This is a genomic window from Pseudomonas akapageensis (genome assembly GCF_011355085.1).
GTDB lineage: Bacteria > Pseudomonadota > Gammaproteobacteria > Pseudomonadales > Pseudomonadaceae > Aquipseudomonas > Aquipseudomonas akapageensis.
In genome coordinates, this window is record NZ_VXCP01000010.1 from 313221 (window position 1) to 328408 (window position 15188).

Annotated in this window: 13 protein-coding genes; 1 reads left to right on the forward strand and 12 read right to left on the reverse strand. The window is 61.3% G+C overall.

Going from position 1 to position 15188, the window contains the following annotated elements; all coding sequences use genetic code 11:
- Positions 1-5: 5 nt before the first annotated feature.
- The 12 genes from F2S13_RS08540 to F2S13_RS08595 form a co-directional block, all read right to left on the reverse strand.
- On the reverse strand, positions 6-1283 hold the full coding sequence (locus tag F2S13_RS08540) for a flavohemoglobin expression-modulating QEGLA motif protein (protein WP_166360033.1): 1278 nt from the start codon (positions 1281-1283) through the stop codon (positions 6-8).
- A gap of 21 nt (positions 1284-1304) precedes the next feature.
- Positions 1305-1850, reverse strand: coding sequence for a hypothetical protein (locus tag F2S13_RS08545; RefSeq protein WP_166360034.1), 546 nt, complete (start codon positions 1848-1850; stop codon positions 1305-1307).
- A 26-nt stretch (positions 1851-1876) separates the two neighbouring features.
- Positions 1877-2581: a TetR/AcrR family transcriptional regulator gene (locus tag F2S13_RS08550; protein ID WP_166360178.1), complete on the reverse strand. Its 705-nt coding sequence runs from the start codon at positions 2579-2581 to the stop codon at positions 1877-1879.
- A gap of 98 nt (positions 2582-2679) precedes the next feature.
- Positions 2680-4182, reverse strand: coding sequence for a lysine--tRNA ligase (gene lysS, locus F2S13_RS08555; RefSeq protein WP_166360035.1), 1503 nt, complete (start codon positions 4180-4182; stop codon positions 2680-2682).
- Positions 4183-4292: 110 nt separating this feature from the next.
- A protein-coding gene (gene prfB / locus F2S13_RS08560; RefSeq protein ID WP_166360036.1) for a peptide chain release factor 2 occupies positions 4293-5388 on the reverse strand; the annotation gives its coding sequence in 2 pieces (ribosomal slippage) (positions 4293-5315 and positions 5317-5388; 1095 coding nt in all).
- A 135-nt stretch (positions 5389-5523) separates the two neighbouring features.
- Positions 5524-6528: a response regulator gene (locus tag F2S13_RS08565; protein WP_166360037.1), complete on the reverse strand. Its 1005-nt coding sequence runs from the start codon at positions 6526-6528 to the stop codon at positions 5524-5526.
- Positions 6529-6555: 27 nt separating this feature from the next.
- Positions 6556-7566, reverse strand: a complete 1011-nt coding sequence (cheB, locus tag F2S13_RS08570) for a chemotaxis response regulator protein-glutamate methylesterase (RefSeq protein ID WP_166360038.1) — start codon at positions 7564-7566, stop codon at positions 6556-6558.
- Positions 7563-9866: a hybrid sensor histidine kinase/response regulator gene (locus F2S13_RS08575; RefSeq protein WP_166360039.1), complete on the reverse strand. Its 2304-nt coding sequence runs from the start codon at positions 9864-9866 to the stop codon at positions 7563-7565. The genes cheB and F2S13_RS08575 overlap by 4 nt, the downstream gene beginning before the upstream one ends.
- The gene (locus F2S13_RS08580; protein WP_166360040.1) at positions 9863-10528 is read right to left on the reverse strand and encodes a chemotaxis protein CheW; all 666 of its coding nucleotides are present in this window, start codon (positions 10526-10528) and stop codon (positions 9863-9865) included. The genes F2S13_RS08575 and F2S13_RS08580 overlap by 4 nt, the downstream gene beginning before the upstream one ends.
- Complete coding sequence (locus tag F2S13_RS08585; RefSeq protein WP_166360041.1) at positions 10525-11826, reverse strand: CheR family methyltransferase; 1302 nt, start codon at positions 11824-11826, stop codon at positions 10525-10527. Before F2S13_RS08585 ends, F2S13_RS08580 begins: the two co-directional genes overlap by 4 nt.
- A complete protein-coding gene (locus F2S13_RS08590; protein ID WP_166360042.1) occupies positions 11823-12347 on the reverse strand; it encodes a chemotaxis protein CheW in 525 nt (174 codons plus the stop codon). Before F2S13_RS08590 ends, F2S13_RS08585 begins: the two co-directional genes overlap by 4 nt.
- A 7-nt stretch (positions 12348-12354) precedes the next feature.
- Positions 12355-13977 (reverse strand): methyl-accepting chemotaxis protein, encoded by a 1623-nt coding sequence (locus F2S13_RS08595; RefSeq protein WP_166360043.1) that lies wholly within the window; start codon positions 13975-13977, stop codon positions 12355-12357.
- A gap of 224 nt (positions 13978-14201) precedes the next feature.
- Between F2S13_RS08595 and F2S13_RS08600 the strand changes: the two genes are divergently transcribed.
- A complete protein-coding gene (locus F2S13_RS08600) occupies positions 14202-15116 on the forward strand; it encodes a LysR family transcriptional regulator (protein ID WP_166360044.1) in 915 nt (304 codons plus the stop codon).
- The last annotated feature ends 72 nt before the right edge of the window (positions 15117-15188 follow it).

Here is a 15188-nt window from a genome sequence, read left to right on the forward strand (position 1 = left end):
GCCTGCTAAAGAATGTTCGAGTAGTCCGCTTCAATACGGTCCAGGCTCAGGTGGTTGAGGAAGTTGGAGAAGCACATCCAGGCCGACAGGGCGTTCAGGTCACGGAACTGCTCCGGCAGGTACTTGGGCGGCACGACCAGGCCTTCATCGACCAACAGGCGCAGGGTCCGCATGTCTTCAAGGGTAGCCTTGCCACAGAACAGCAACGGAATCTGTTCGAGCTTGCCTTTACGCACGGCCAACTGAATGTAGTTGTAAACCATGATAAAGCCCTTGAGGTAGGACAAGTCTTTGGTAAATGGCAGGCCATTGGGCACCGAGCCGCGGAACACCCGGCTGGCGTTGCCGTAAGCTTCGGCCATTTCGAAACCCTGGTCACGGAAGAACTCGTAGACCTGCAGGAAGTCGGCGCCCTCCTCGACCATATGGATGGCGCGGGTGCGGTTGGTGAGCTTGCGCAACCGACTCGGGTAGGAAGCGAAGGCAATCACTTCCATCAGGATCGCCAACCCCTCCTGGGTCACAGTCGAAGAAGGTGGCCCCTTGGCCAGGAAGGTACAGATCGGCTGGTTCAGGCCATTGAGCGTGGTGCCGACATGCACCAGGCCTTCGTGTACTTCAAGGGCCCTGACATCGCGGCTGTTGAACATGGCATCGGTGCGGATCTTGATGTAGTCGGCACCGGCTGCCGCATCGGCGACGATGCCGTCGGACTCGAACACGCGAATGGTGTCTTCGGCTTCCCCGAATACCTTGTTCAGGCGGCCCTGAAGCATCTCCACGGCCTGCTTGGCCGTGAGGTTCTTGGGCTCGTCCTTGAGGTCGCCGCGCACGTCGATATTGTTCAGGTAATCGGAGAGCATGATGCCCAGGTCCGACAGGGTCGGGTCACCGGCATGGAAAGCATCGGAGGCCGCGCCGTACAGTTCCTGGGAGATCAGCCCGAAATCCTCGGTGCCGCGCGCTTCGAGCATGCGCAGCACCATGCGGTATTCCTTGCACATGCGCCGCATGATCTGCCCGACCGGGTTGAACTGGCCCAATTGACGCGTGATATCACGCTCGATGTTCTGGAACTCCAGCTTCACTGCACTGGAGTCGAACGACAGCGGTCGCCCTTCGTAGTAGGCGCGGTCGACCGCCGGCATCTCCCGGCCCTTGGCATCGAGGAAACCCTGGCGAATGCTGTCGTCCCACTTCACCGCATCAAGCACGCGAATCGGCGCCTGCGCCAGCACGATGCGGTCAGACAGCGTGCGTATCGTCTGCTGGTAGTCGTCCACCCAAAGCTCCTTCTCGTTCGATTACTTGGCTGGCCGCTGGAAACGCGCCACTTCGACGAACAGGTCGGAGTTGGCCGGGTCATCCAGATAGGCGAAAACCTTGTCCAGGCTACTGGTGATCAGCATGCCTTCACCCTCACTGGTTTCGAATTCTTCGCCATTGAGTGCCTTTTGCTGCAGTGCCTGCTCGATGCGTTCGATGTCCAGGCTGTAAACCACAAGCTCGTTGGTATCGCTCAGATCGAAACCAGCGATGGCATAGTTCGCACCGAACTGCTTCGGCACAGCGGCCGATACATACCAGCGATTGCCGTGGCGGGAGACGGTAAAACCGTACTCCTCTTTGGCCGATTTGTGGCCCTTGGGATAACTGACCGCCTTGTACAGATTAGTGCCCGAGCGGCTGATCTCCAGCTTGCGCGACTCGCCCCAGGCGTCCTTGCTGGTCCATTTTCCCAACAGGCCAACCGGTGCGGCCTGGCTGGCCGGGATCGGCTCCTTGAAGGTCACCAGGCAACCACTCAACAACACAAACGACAAGGCGAATACCAGGCGCCAGGCTTTCATTCAGCTCTCCCAGACAGGACCACGCGTTACTCCGAAGCCAGCACCAAATGCATAAACCGCGAGAGAATGCCGAGCATTTCGGCGTCGCAATGCGGTTGCTCGTTTTTGAGCAGCCCCTGATATTCCATCCGTCCGATAATCGCCGTCAACACTTTGGCATCCTGCTGGGGCTCGCGCGAGCCCAATACCTGCAGCAACTGGCAGGTGCCCTGGAGCAGAATCTGCTGGTGCGAGCAGACCAGTTCGGCCAGTCGCGGGCTGAGCAAGGCCTCCTGGCGAAAGGCCTGCTCGGCCATGAGGTAGTCACGCCGCATCAACAATTGCCGCTGTACATAATCGGCGGTCATTTTCGCGATCTCGTCGGCCAGTTGCCCACGCGACAATGGCACATTACTGGCCTGGGCGAGCAACTGACGCAGGATGATCTCGGTACTCTCCCAGAGCTTGGCCATGAACGCCGCGCTGCGCTCGACGTACTGGGCAAAGGTATCGGTCAGCAGGTCGTCGATATCCTTGAAGTAGTAGGTCGTGGCCGACAGCGGAACGCCCGCCTCGGCGGCCACGGCACGATGACGCACACCACGCACGCCATCGCGCACGACAATGCGCATGGCCGCGTCGAGGATCTCCTGGCGACGCTGCTCGCTACCCTGGCGGCTGGCCTTGCGGCCTTGATACTGAACACTTTCCGCCACTGCTGTGGCAACGCCAGCAGCACCTTGTAGAGCCATTGCAGGAGTCACGAAAGGCTTTCCTCAAAAATTGTCCGTTGGATCAGTTTTTTTCAGGCAAGAAAAAGCCGCCTGAGAAGGCGGCTTGTTCACAGCGATCAGGCTTGCGGCCGCATGTGCGGGAACAGGATCACATCGCGAATCGACGGTGAGTTGGTCAGCAGCATCACCAGGCGGTCGATGCCGATACCTTCACCGGCCGTCGGCGGCATGCCGTACTCCAGGGCGCGAACGAAGTCGGCATCGTAGTGCATGGCTTCATCGTCACCCGCGTCCTTGTCGGCCACCTGAGCCATGAAACGCTCGGCCTGGTCTTCGGCGTCGTTCAACTCCGAATAGGCGTTGGCGATTTCGCGGCCACCGATGAACAGCTCGAAGCGGTCGGTGACGTTCGGGTTCTCGTCGTTGCGACGGGCCAGCGGCGATACTTCGAACGGATACTGGGTGATGAAGTGCGGCTGCTCCAGCTTGTGCTCGACCAGCTCTTCGAAAATCATCACCTGCAGCTTGCCCAGGCCTTCGAAACCGAGCACCTTGGCGCCGGCCTTCTTGGCAATGTCGCGGGCCTTGTCGATGTCGTTCAGATCATCGGCGGTCAGCTCTGGGTTGTACTTGAGGATCGAGTCGAACACCGACAGACGGACGAACGGCTCACCGAAGTGGAACACCTTGTCGCCGTAAGGCACGTCGGTGCTGCCCAGTACCAGCTGCGCCAGCTCGCGGAACAGTTCTTCGGTCAGGTCCATGTTGTCTTCGTAATCAGCGTAGGCCTGGTAGAACTCGAGCATGGTGAACTCGGGGTTGTGCCGGGTCGATACGCCTTCGTTACGGAAGTTGCGGTTGATCTCGAAGACCTTTTCGAAGCCGCCGACAACCAGGCGCTTGAGGTATAGCTCAGGCGCGATACGCAGGAACATTTCCATGTCCAGCGCGTTGTGGTGAGTCTCGAACGGCTTGGCCGCAGCACCACCGGGAATGGTTTGCAGCATCGGCGTTTCCACTTCCAGGAAGTCACGCTTCATCAGGAAGCTGCGGATGTGGGCGATGACTTGCGAACGCACACGGAAGGTCTGGCGCACTTCTTCGTTGACGATCAGGTCAACGTAACGCTGGCGGTAGCGCTGCTCGGTATCGGTCAGGCCGTGGTGCTTGTCGGGCAGCGGGCGCAGTGACTTGGTCAGCAGGCGCACGTTGGTCATCTCGACGTACAGGTCGCCCTTGCCGGAACGAGCCAGGGTGCCTTCGGCGGCGATGATGTCGCCCATGTCCCAGGTCTTGACCGCGGCCAGGGTTTCTTCCGGCAAGGTCTTGCGATTGACGTAGACCTGGATACGACCGGTCATGTCCTGGATCACCATGAACGAGCCACGGTTGAGCATGATGCGACCAGCAACCTTGACCGGAATCGCTGCAGCTTCCAGCTCTTCCTTGGTCTTGTCGACATACTGTTTCTGCAGGTCGTTGCAGTAGTTGTCACGGCGGAAGTCGTTGGGGAAGGCCTGGCCCTTGGCGCGTTCTGCGGCAAGCTTTTCCTTGCGCAGGGCGATCAGGGCGTTTTCTTCCTGTTGCAGGTCTTGCGGGTCGAGTTTGAGGTCGCTCATGTCGTCACATTTTTCCATCACGGGTTCATTGCACCCTTGCCGTTGGCAAGGGATCGCGGGCAAGCCCGCTCCCACAGAGGAGCAAGCGGTTGCCGCCGCCGGTTGTCGCGTTACAGCCCCTGCTTGAGGCTGGCTTCCAGGTATTCGTCGATATCACCGTCGAGCACCTTGTCGCAGTCGCTGCGTTCGATGTTGGTGCGCAGGTCCTTGATCCGCGACGCGTCGAGCACGTAGGAACGGATCTGGTGACCCCAGCCGATGTCGGACTTGCTGTCTTCCAGCGCCTGGGAAGCGGCATTGCGCTTCTGCATCTCCTGCTCGTACAACTTGGCCCGCAGCATTTTCATGGCGGTGTCCTTGTTCGCGTGCTGGGAGCGTTCGTTCTGGCAGCTGACCACGGTGTTGGTCGGTACGTGGGTGATACGTACGGCCGAGTCGGTGGTGTTTACGTGCTGACCACCGGCACCGGAGGAACGGTAGGTGTCGATGCGCAGGTCCGCCGGGTTGATCTCGATTTCAACCTTGTCGTCGATCTCGGGGGAAACGAACACCGCCGAGAACGAGGTGTGGCGACGGTTGCCGGAGTCGAACGGGCTCTTGCGCACCAGGCGGTGCACGCCGATTTCGGTACGCAGCCAACCGAAGGCGTACTCGCCCTTGATGTGCACGGTTGCGCCCTTGATACCGGCGACTTCACCGGCCGACAGTTCCATGATGGTGGCGTCGAAGCCACGCTTGTCGGCCCAGCGCAGGTACATGCGCAGCAGGATGTTGGCCCAGTCCTGGGCTTCGGTGCCGCCGGAGCCGGCCTGGATATCCAGGTAGGCGTTGTTCATGTCCATTTCGCCGCTGAACATGCGACGGAATTCGAGCTTGGCGAGGGCTTCGTTCAGGCGTTCGAGTTCGGCGACGACATCGCCGACAGCGCCTTCGTCGTCTTCTTCGACGGCCATGTCGAGCAGGTCACGGCAATCGGCCAGACCGCCGGACAGTTCGTCCAGGGTCTCGACGATCTGTGCCAGTGCGGAGCGCTCGCGCCCCAGCTCCTGGGCGTACTCGGGTTTGTTCCAGACAGACGGATCTTCAAGCTCGCGATTGACTTCGGTCAGGCGCTCATGCTTTTGATCGTAGTCAAAGATACCCCCGAATAGTTTCGGAGCGCTCGGACAGGTCCTTGATAGTGTTAAGGATCGGGTTGATTTCCATGGCGGGCAGCACTCGTACGTAACGTGTCAAAAGCCGGAGAGTATAACGCACTCAGGTGCGCGCGGCAGCCCGCCCGGCAGCCGGCTCCGACGAAAACGCCCCTTCTCGCCGACTTTTGGGCCAAACGGTTACTTTTTAATCGACGCCAACCTGATTGCGACCGTTGTGCTTGGCCAGATACAGCCCCTTGTCCGCCGCCGAAATCAGCTGCCGACAGTGGCTACCGACCTGCGGGACCATGGTCGCCAGGCCGATGCTGACGGTCAGGCTGGAACCGGGTTCCGGGGACACATGGGGAATCTGCAGCGCCTCGATGGTCTGGCGCAGCTTTTCGGCCAGCAGCCGAGCACCGCCATGGGAGGTGTTGGGCAAGACCAGCACGAACTCTTCACCGCCGTAGCGTGCTGGAAGATCGGATGGCCGACTGCACGACTCGCGAATGGCCTCGGCCACCTTGCGCAAGGCCTCGTCCCCATCAAGATGGCCGAAATTGTCGTTATATGATTTGAAATAGTCGACATCAATCATCAAAAGCGACAATTGCGCCTGTTCGCGCATCGCCCGGCGCCATTCCAGCTCCATGTACTCGTCGAAATGCCGGCGATTGGACAGCCCGGTCAGGCCATCAGAGTTCATCAGCTTTTGCAGGACCAGGTTGGTGTCGAGCAGTTGCTGCTGGCTGACCCGCAGGGCCCGGTAGGCTTCATCGCGCTGCAGCAGTGTCAGATAGGAGCGCGAGTGATAACGGATGCGTGCGACCAGCTCGATATTGTCCGGCAGTTTCACCAGGTAATCGTTGGCCCCGGCTGCGAACGCCGCACTCTTGACCAGCGGATCTTCCTTGGTCGAGAGCACGATAATCGGAATATCCCGGGTAGCCGGGTGGTTGCGGTATTCGCGCACCAACGTCAGGCCATCGAGCCCCGGCATGACCAGGTCCTGCAGGATGACCGTCGGCTTGATCCGGACCGCCTGGGCAATGGCCTGATGAGGGTCGGCGCAGAAGTGAAAGTCGATATTCTCTTCCTGGGCCAGACCGCGGCGTACCGCTTCGCCGATCATCGCCTGGTCATCGACCAGCAAAACCATGGCGGCGTTTTCGTTGGCGGCCTTGAAACCGTCGATGGGTAGATCATGCATGCGCTGTCACCAGGGACTGAATCGGGTTCATTTCAAAAAAATCTCCTTGAGTCGCGGTGCGATTCGATCCAGCGATCGCACCTCGACAGCGGCATCGATCGCCGCCGCAGCTTTCGGCATACCGAAGACCGCACTACTTTGTTGATCCTGGGCGATCGTCAAAAATCCCTGCTGACGCATCAACTTGAGCCCTTGAGCGCCATCGCGGCCCATGCCGGTCAACAGCACGCCGACGGCATCGCCGCGCCAGTGATGGGCCACGCTTTCGAAAAACACATCGATTGAAGGCCGGTAGATCTCATGGACCGGCTCGGCGGTATAGGCCAGTGTGCCGTTTTTCAATAAGCGGATGTGGTGATTGGTACCCGCCAGCAGCACCGTACCCTTCTGCGGCGGCTCGCCATCGCGGGCCAGGCGTACCGGCAGCCCCGAGGCACTGCCCAGCCACTCGGCCATGCCTGCGGCAAAGACCTGATCCACATGCTGCACCAGCACGATCGCGGCAGGAAAATTTTCCGGCAACCCTTTCAACAGGACTTCCAGCGCGGCCGGACCGCCCGCCGAAGAGCCGATGGCGACCAGGCCCTGGCGCTTGGCGACTTCACGCAACGGCGTGTCGACCGTCTGCAATGCAGGATTGCGCTGACCGATCAGCCAGCCGATGTTGAGGATCTTGCGCAACAGCGGCGCGGCAGCCTCCCGCGCATTACCGGCGCCCAGTGTTGGTGTATCGACGACATCCAGGGCGCCGTGGCCCATGGCCTCGAACACGCGATGAACATTCTGCTGGCGATCGACCGTGACGATGACAATGGCGCAAGGGGTCGAGGCCATGATCAGGCGGGTTGCTTCCACGCCATCCATCACCGGCATGATCAGATCCATCAGGATCAGATCCGGCGTCGATTCAGCGCACAGGCGCACGGCTTCGGCGCCATTACTGGCGACCCACACCACCTGGTGTTCCGGTTCGAACGCCAGGGCCCGGCGCAAGGCCTCCACGGCCATGGGCATATCGTTGACAATGGCGATCTTCATCCTTGAGCTCCCCCGATCAACTCCACCACTGCATCGAGCAGGGCATCGTCATGAAAACTGGCTTTTGCCAGATAGTAGTCGGCGCCTGCGTCCAGTCCACGTCGCCGATCTTCTTCTCGATCCTTGTAAGACACTACCATGACCGGCAGCGACTGCAGGCGACTGTCCCGACGCAGCAGCGTGACCAGCTCGATACCGTCCATGCGTGGCATGTCGATATCGGTGATCAACAGGTCGAAATCCTCGCCGCGCAGGGCATTCCAACCGTCCATGCCATCGATCGCGACCGCGACCTCATAGCCACGGTTACTCAAAAGCTTGCGTTGCAACTCACGCACGGTCAGCGAGTCGTCCACCACCAGGATGCGCTTGCGTACCGCTTCGCTGATTTGTCGCACACCCCGGTCGATCCGCTCCAGGCGCCCGGTGGTGAGCAATTTCTCCACTGAACGGAGCATGTCTTCGACATCGATGATCAATACCACCGAACCATCATCGAGCAGAGCGCCGGCAGAGATATCCTGAATCTTGCCCAGCCGCGCATCGAGGGGCAGGACCACCAGGGTGCGTTCGCCGATGAAACGCTCGACCGCAACGCCGTAGACGCTATCGCGCTCGCGAATCACCACCACCGCCAGAGAGTCGCCCGAGTCCTGGCTCGATGGCCGGTTCAGCAATTGGCTGGCCGCGACCAGCCCGACATGCCGCCCCTCGAACCAGAAATGCTGACGCCCTTCGATCTGCACGATGTCTGCAGTCGGCAGGTCGATCGTGCGTTCTATATGGGCCAGCGGGAAGCCATAGGCTTCGCCACCGACTTCCACCACCAGGCTGCGCACCACCGACAGGGTCAAGGGCACTTCCAGATGGAACCGGCTGCCCTGCCCGCCTGCCTGTTCAAGCGTGATCGAACCACGCAGCTGGCGGACCATGTGCTGGACCGCATCGAGCCCGACCCCACGGCCGGACACCTCGGTCACCTTGTTGCGCAACGTGAAACCCGGCAGGAACAGGAAGCTCAGCAACTCGGCTTCACTCAGTTGCGCGACCGTATCGGCCGGCGACAACTGCCGCTCGACAATGCTGCGACGCAGGTGCTCAAGGTCGATACCCGCGCCGTCATCCTCGATCATCAACACCAGCATGCCGGCCTGATGGGAAGCCCTGAGCCGGATCAACCCTTCAGCTGGCTTGCCGACCAGAATTCGTCGTTCCGGTGATTCGATGCCATGGTCGACGGCATTGCGCAGCAAATGCGTCAGCGGTGCCTCGAGCTTTTCCAGCACATCGCGATCGACCTGGGTCTTGTCACCCTCGACCTCCAGGCGCACCTGCTTGTTCAGGGAGCGCCCCAGATCGCGGACCATGCGCGCCTGCCCGGCGAGTACATCGGCAAACGGACGCATCCTGCAGGCCAGCGCTGTATCGTAGAGCAACTGCGCGCGCTGGCCGGCCTGCCAGCCGAACTCATCGAGCTCCACCGTCTGTTGCACCAGCATGCGCTGAGTTTCAGCAAGCAGGCGCTGGACCTGGGCCAGGGCGTCCTGCACTTCAGGACTCTGACCACTGGCGTGCAGTTGTGTGTTCAAGTCGTCCAGCGCCCGAATGCTCTGGCCCTGCATGCGCTTGAGCCGCTGCATGGTCGCAAGGTACGGCTTGAGGCGCTGAGTTTCGACCAGCGACTTGCTCGACAGATCGAGCAGGCTGTTCAAACGCTCGGCGGTCACCCGCAAGACTCGCTCGGCCCCTTCGGCAGCGCGCTTGCCCTTGCGTGCGCCGGTTGCCATGGCCGGAGCAGGTTCCGGCTCATCCGAGGCGGGCTCCTGGTCCGGGACGGGCTCTGGTTCCGGTTCTGGCTCCACCTCTGGCTCGACCCATGCTGCCGGCGCCGGTTGCACATTCCCGGCTCCCGCCTCCAACAGGCCAGCCAGCCGCGCCAGGTACGCAGCGATCTCGTTCGGGCCGCTCGATGTATCGCCCGGGGTGGCGATGCGCATCAGCAGGTCGGTGCCTTGCAACAGTGCATCGATATGCTCGGGCAGCAAGTACAGGCGCCCCTCCTGGGCACTGACCAGGCAATCCTCCATGACGTGGGCGACGCTGACTCCCGCCTCGACCCCGACAATACGTGCCGCGCCCTTGAGCGAGTGCGCCGCGCGCATGCAGGCTTCCAGTTGCCGGGCCTCTGACGGGTTGCGCTCCAGCGCCAGCAGCCCGGCATTCAGGACTTGGGTCTGGGCCTCGGCCTCCAGGCTGAACAACTCGAGCAATGAAGCATCGCGCATCTGCTCTGGGGTCATGTCAGGCTCCGGGTCACGGCAGACAATAACTGCTCTTCATCCAGGACGCGTACGCTGCGGCCTTTCCATTGCAACACGGCCTGGGTGAACCTTACGCCGGCCTGGCCGTGGTCAAAGGTACCGGGGTCGATCCGGTGGATGCCATCGACTTCGTCGACCGGCACCACCACCGCACCGCCGGGTGCGGCGAGAATCAACATCCGCGGCATGACCCGCGACGAAGGCGTGCCGACGGCAACGCTATCAAGCCCGAGCAATTGGCCCAGCGACAGGCAGGCAACCAATGCCCCGCGCACGTTCGCCACGCCCTGCAGGGCTTTGGAACGCTGGTGCGGCAGCGAATGCACCGGCTGCACCGGCCCCACTTCGACCAGGCAGCGGGTCGCCAGGGCCAGCCACTCTTCCCCCAGACGAAACAGCAACAGCGAGCGAGTACCTGCCCCGACTTGCTGCTCGGCGTAGACTTGTTGCGGCGTCTGGGATAACGCATAGCGATCGAGAAGCCGGGTGGCGGCGGCCGCGTACACGTCGCAATTGCGACAATGGATATGCTCGGCCAGCAGCGGGCAACTTTTGTCGCCATGCACCCCGATCCGGTTCCAGCAGTCGTCAATGGCTTGTGCATCCGCCTGGATGACATTCAGCGAAGTCAGGCCAATCATCGTTTGCGCTCACTTTCAGCGTTACGTTCGCTACGGTTGGCGCGCTCCTGCAGGCGCCGCGCCCCCGCCATGTCGCCCTGGGAGGCCAGCAGAACCGCCAGGTGCGCCAAGGCTTCGGAGTGTTGCGGTTGCAAATAGAGCGCCTTGCGATAAAAACCCTGGGCCTCGAGCGTCTTGCCAGCCACATCGCTGAGCAACCCCAACCAATAGAACACCTGGGCATCCGGGGCATGGCGCTGCAAATAGAGCTCACACGCCGCGCGCGCTTCATTGCTCTTGCCCTCGTTGGCCAATGAGGCGATCTGCTCCAGCAGGGTCGTGGGCTCTTGCGCCGGCAGCATCGCCTTGGCTGGCTCACCGAGGAGTACTTGCCGGGGCCGCGCCCGGCTGATCGGCACCACCTGTGGCAGCGGACGCGCCGCAAGCTGTGGGCGCGGTGGCGGTGGCGGTGGCGGTGGCGGTGCCATTGACTGCGGCCTGGGCAGGTCGACCACTGTCGGTTCGTCATGCCGAACAAAGGCAAACGACTGGGCGATGCCCAGCGGACGCATGCCCAGGCGTGCCAGCAAGCTGCCTTCGGCGGGGCCGATGAACAATACGCCTTGCTCACAAGTCAGTGCCTTGAGCACCTCGAACACCCGCTTCTGGGTTGGCACATCGAAATAGATCAGCAGGTTGCGACAGAACACGAAATCAAAAACGGGCTCACCGGCCAGCAGCTCCGGATCCAGTATGTTGCCCACCTGAAGCTGTACCTGGTTGCGAACCCGCTTGCTGAGCGCATGCTTTCCAGCTTGCAGCACAAAGTGTCGTTCGCGAAAGGCCAGGTTCGCACCACGAAAGGAATTGCGTCCATACAGCGCGCCACCCGCCTGCTCGAGCGACTGTGGGCTGATATCGATGCCCACCACCTTGAATTGGTGCGCGGCAATGCCGACATCGAGCAACGCCATGGCGATCGAGTAAGGCTCCTCCCCCGTCGAACAGGGCAGGCTGAGGATGCGCAGCGGCCGGGCACCCTTCAATTCGGCCAGGCGCTCTGAGGCCAGACGGGCCAATGCGGCAAAGGATTCAGGGTAACGAAAGAACCAGGTCTCCGGAACGATCACCGCCTCGATCAGGGCCTGCTGTTCGGGCACCGACTGCTGCAACATCAGCCAGTAGTCATCCAGATCATGAGCCTTGGCCGCCGAGCAGCGCAGGCGCACGGCACGTTCGATCATGGCGCTGCCAACCGAGCTGGCGTCCAGGCCGATGCGGTCCTGAAGGAAACGAAAAAAACGCTGCTGATCCGTCATGCCCGGCCCTCGCCCTCGGGCTGCAGCGGGAACAACAGCGCACGAACTTCTTCAGGCAGCAGGTCTGCCACTTCGATCCGTTGCAACAGACCCAGCTCGTCTTCACGCACGGGCCCCAGGTAGGGCGCCTGGCGATTGTCCAGGCCATAGGGGTGAAAGTCCGCAGGGTTGCAGCGCAGTGTGTCGGTGGCTTGTTCGAGTATCAGGCCAAGGAGCAAATCCGGACGCCGCACATCGATGCGGTAATGCACCAGCACCAGCCGCGTGCTGGTTCGCTCCGCCGCCGGCTGGCCAAAGGTCAAGGCGCTGATATCGATCACCGGCACCAGTGCGCCGCGATGGGCAAACACCCCGGCAACCCAGTGCGGTGCCTGGGCGATCGGTTTGAGGGCCAGGCGCGGCAACACTTCGGCAATTTCAGTGGCTTGCAGGGCAAAACGTTCCGCGCCGATGCGAAAGACCAGGAACAGTCTGTTCGGCGACGTCGACAGGGCGCCGCGACCCGATGAAAGCTCGTTCATTGGCGTCTCAGACTTTGAAACGCGAAACGCCGCCGCGCAGGCCGACCGCCACCTGACTCAACTCATCGATGGCAAAACTGGCCTGACGCAGGGATTCCACGGTCTGGCTGCTGGCGTCGCCAAGTTGCGCAAGGGCATGGTTGATCTGTTCGGCGCCAGTGGCCTGGGCCTGCATCCCGTCGTTGACCATCAACACCCGTGGCGCCAGCGCCTGGACCTGCTGAATGATCTGCGTCAGTTGCTCGCCGACTTGCTGCACCTCGAACATACCGCGGCGCACTTCTTCGGAGAACTTGTCCATGCCCATGACACCGGCGGACACCGCCGACTGGATTTCCCGGACCATCTGCTCGATGTCGTAGGTCGCTACGGCGGTCTGGTCAGCCAGGCGCCGCACCTCGGTCGCGACAACGGAAAAACCACGGCCATATTCGCCGGCCTTTTCCGCCTCGATAGCGGCATTGAGCGAAAGAAGGTTGGTCTGGTCGGCAACCTTGACGATGGTCACCACCACCTGGTTGATGTTGCCGGCCTTCTCATTGAGGATCGCCAGCTTGGCGTTGACCAGATCGGCCGCGCCCATGACCTGGTGCATGGTTTCTTCCATGCGCGCCAGCCCCTGCTGGCCGGAGCCTGCGAGGATCGAGGCCTGGTCGGCGGCCGAGGTCACTTCGGTCATGGTCCGTACCAGGTCCCGGGAGGTTGCCGCGATCTCGCGGGAGGTCGCACCGATCTCAGTGGTAGTCGCCGCAGTCTCGGTGGCCGTGGCCTGCTGCTGCCGGGACGTAGCGGCAATCTCGGTCACCGACGTGGTGACTTGTACCGAAGAACGCTGCGCCTGGGATACCAGTGCCGTCAGCTCGGTCATCATGTCATTGAAGCCGGTTTCCACCGCACCGAACTCATCCTTGCGCTCCAGGTTCAGGCGGGTGCTCAGGTCGCCGGTGCGCATGACCTCAAGGATATTCACGATGCGCTGCATCGGCGCCATGATGGTGCGCATCAGCAAGAGTCCGCAGATGGCGGCAGCGATGACGGCCACGAGCAAGGACAGGCCCATGCTGATCTTGGCTGCCGAAACAGCTGCAACGATGGATGCGGTAGCGTCTTCGGTGGCCTGGCGATTGTGCTCGATGACAATGTTCAAGTGCTTGCGACCAGCCATCCATGCCGGCGTCAGCTCATCGAGCACCAGCCGTTCGGCCAGGACGAAGTCCTGTTTGCGATAGGCATCCAGAACACGTTCCATAATCTCGTCGTAGACAGTTTCAAGGCGGAGAAACTCATCGAAGCGGGCCTGGTCGTCGGCCTCCTGGATGGTGCGCTGATAACTGACTTTGCTGCCTGCCAGGCGCGCCTTGGCGCTCTTGTACTGCTCGATGTCCTCTACAGTCAGCACGTGATGATCGGAAAGCCCGACCACTCGCTGGGTCAGGACGAAACTATCGACCCAGGCACTGCGCATGATCGAGGCGCTGTACAAACCCGGAATGCTGTCGGTGCGGACACTTTCCTCACTGGCCTCGATCGATACCAGACGGGAATAGGAGGCAATCACCATCAACATCATGATGGCGATGATCACGGCGAAACTCGCCAGTATCCGGTGGCGCAATGTCCAATTTTTCAAAATCAGCCCCTCAAGCGTTCAATGCCGGCACGCGCAAAAATTGGCGGAGTATAGCCGACAGAGCCTACCCACTATCCGTCTACTTTCCGACAGATACCTCGGATTTTTCCTGTGACTATTTGATACCGCGGCACCACAGAATGCTTTCACTTGGCCATTATCCATTGATAAAAAGGATATACACTCAAGAAAATCGATAAAACTCACCGAGAAGACCGCTTCTTATGATGACGCTGCGCCAGATTCGTCACTTTATCGCCGTGGCCGAAACCGGCTCGATCTCTGCTGCCGCCCAGGCTGTCTTCATTTCGCAATCCACCCTGACCCTGGCCATTCAGCAACTGGAGCAGGAAATCGGCGTCAACCTGTTCAACCGCCACGCCAAGGGCATGACCCTGACTCACCAGGGCCATCAATTCCTGCGCCAGGCCCATCTGATCCTGGCCACCGTCGACAACGCCAAGCGCAGCCTGCAGCAAAGCACCGACCAGGTTGCCGGCCAATTGACCATCGGCGTGACCAGCCTGGTCGCTGGTTATTACCTGGCCGACCTGTTAACGCGCTTTCAGCGGGCGTACCCCAATGTCGAAATCCGGGTGATGGAAGACGAGCGCCCCTACATCGAACATTTGCTGGTCAGTGGCGAGATCGATGTCGGGGTACTGATCCTGTCCAACCTCGAAGATCGGCATGCCCTGCAAACCGAAGTGCTCACCCATTCGCCGCACCGCCTCTGGCTGCCGGCCCAGCACCCGCTGCTCGAGCACGACAGTATCAGCCTGGGGGATGTGGCCCGGGAGCCGTTGATCCAGCTCAATGTCGATGAGATGGACCGCAATGCCCAGCGCATCTGGTCCGGCGCCGGCCTGCAACCGCGCATCACCCTGCGCACGGCCTCCACCGAAGCGGTGCGAAGCCTGGTCGCGGCAGGCCTCGGGGTGTCGATCCAGCCGGACATGACTTACCGGCCCTGGTCGCTGGAGGGCGACATCATCGAGGCCCGGCCACTGGCCGACCTCAACCAGACCCTCGACGTAGGCCTGGCCTGGCGCCGGGGCACGGCACGACCGGCTCTGGTGGACCCTTTCCTGACCGTGGCCCGCGAACAACCCGGCGGCGGACGCAGGCCATCGATTTAATCGAATGCTGCTTTCAGTATTTAGAATTTGTAGACCTCAGGCCCGACCACTAGTCTGTTTCCATCGAGAACC

Excerpts from the sequence above, each read along its gene's own strand:
- F2S13_RS08600 (WP_166360044.1), top strand. The coding sequence starts at position 14,202 with ATGATGACGCTGCGCCAGATTCGTCACTTTATCGCCGTGGCCGAAACC.
- F2S13_RS08565 (WP_166360037.1), bottom strand. The coding sequence starts at position 6,528 with ATGCATGATCTACCCATCGACGGTTTCAAGGCCGCCAACGAAAACGCC.
- F2S13_RS08545 (WP_166360034.1), bottom strand. The coding sequence starts at position 1,850 with ATGAAAGCCTGGCGCCTGGTATTCGCCTTGTCGTTTGTGTTGTTGAGT.
- F2S13_RS08585 (WP_166360041.1), bottom strand. The coding sequence starts at position 11,826 with ATGACGGATCAGCAGCGTTTTTTTCGTTTCCTTCAGGACCGCATCGGC.
- F2S13_RS08550 (WP_166360178.1), bottom strand. The coding sequence starts at position 2,581 with ATGGCTCTACAAGGTGCTGCTGGCGTTGCCACAGCAGTGGCGGAAAGT.
- F2S13_RS08575 (WP_166360039.1), bottom strand. The coding sequence starts at position 9,866 with ATGACCCCAGAGCAGATGCGCGATGCTTCATTGCTCGAGTTGTTCAGC.
- lysS (WP_166360035.1), bottom strand. The coding sequence starts at position 4,182 with ATGAGCGACCTCAAACTCGACCCGCAAGACCTGCAACAGGAAGAAAAC.
- cheB (WP_166360038.1), bottom strand. The coding sequence starts at position 7,566 with ATGAAGATCGCCATTGTCAACGATATGCCCATGGCCGTGGAGGCCTTG.
- F2S13_RS08580 (WP_166360040.1), bottom strand. The coding sequence starts at position 10,528 with ATGATTGGCCTGACTTCGCTGAATGTCATCCAGGCGGATGCACAAGCC.
- F2S13_RS08590 (WP_166360042.1), bottom strand. The coding sequence starts at position 12,347 with ATGAACGAGCTTTCATCGGGTCGCGGCGCCCTGTCGACGTCGCCGAAC.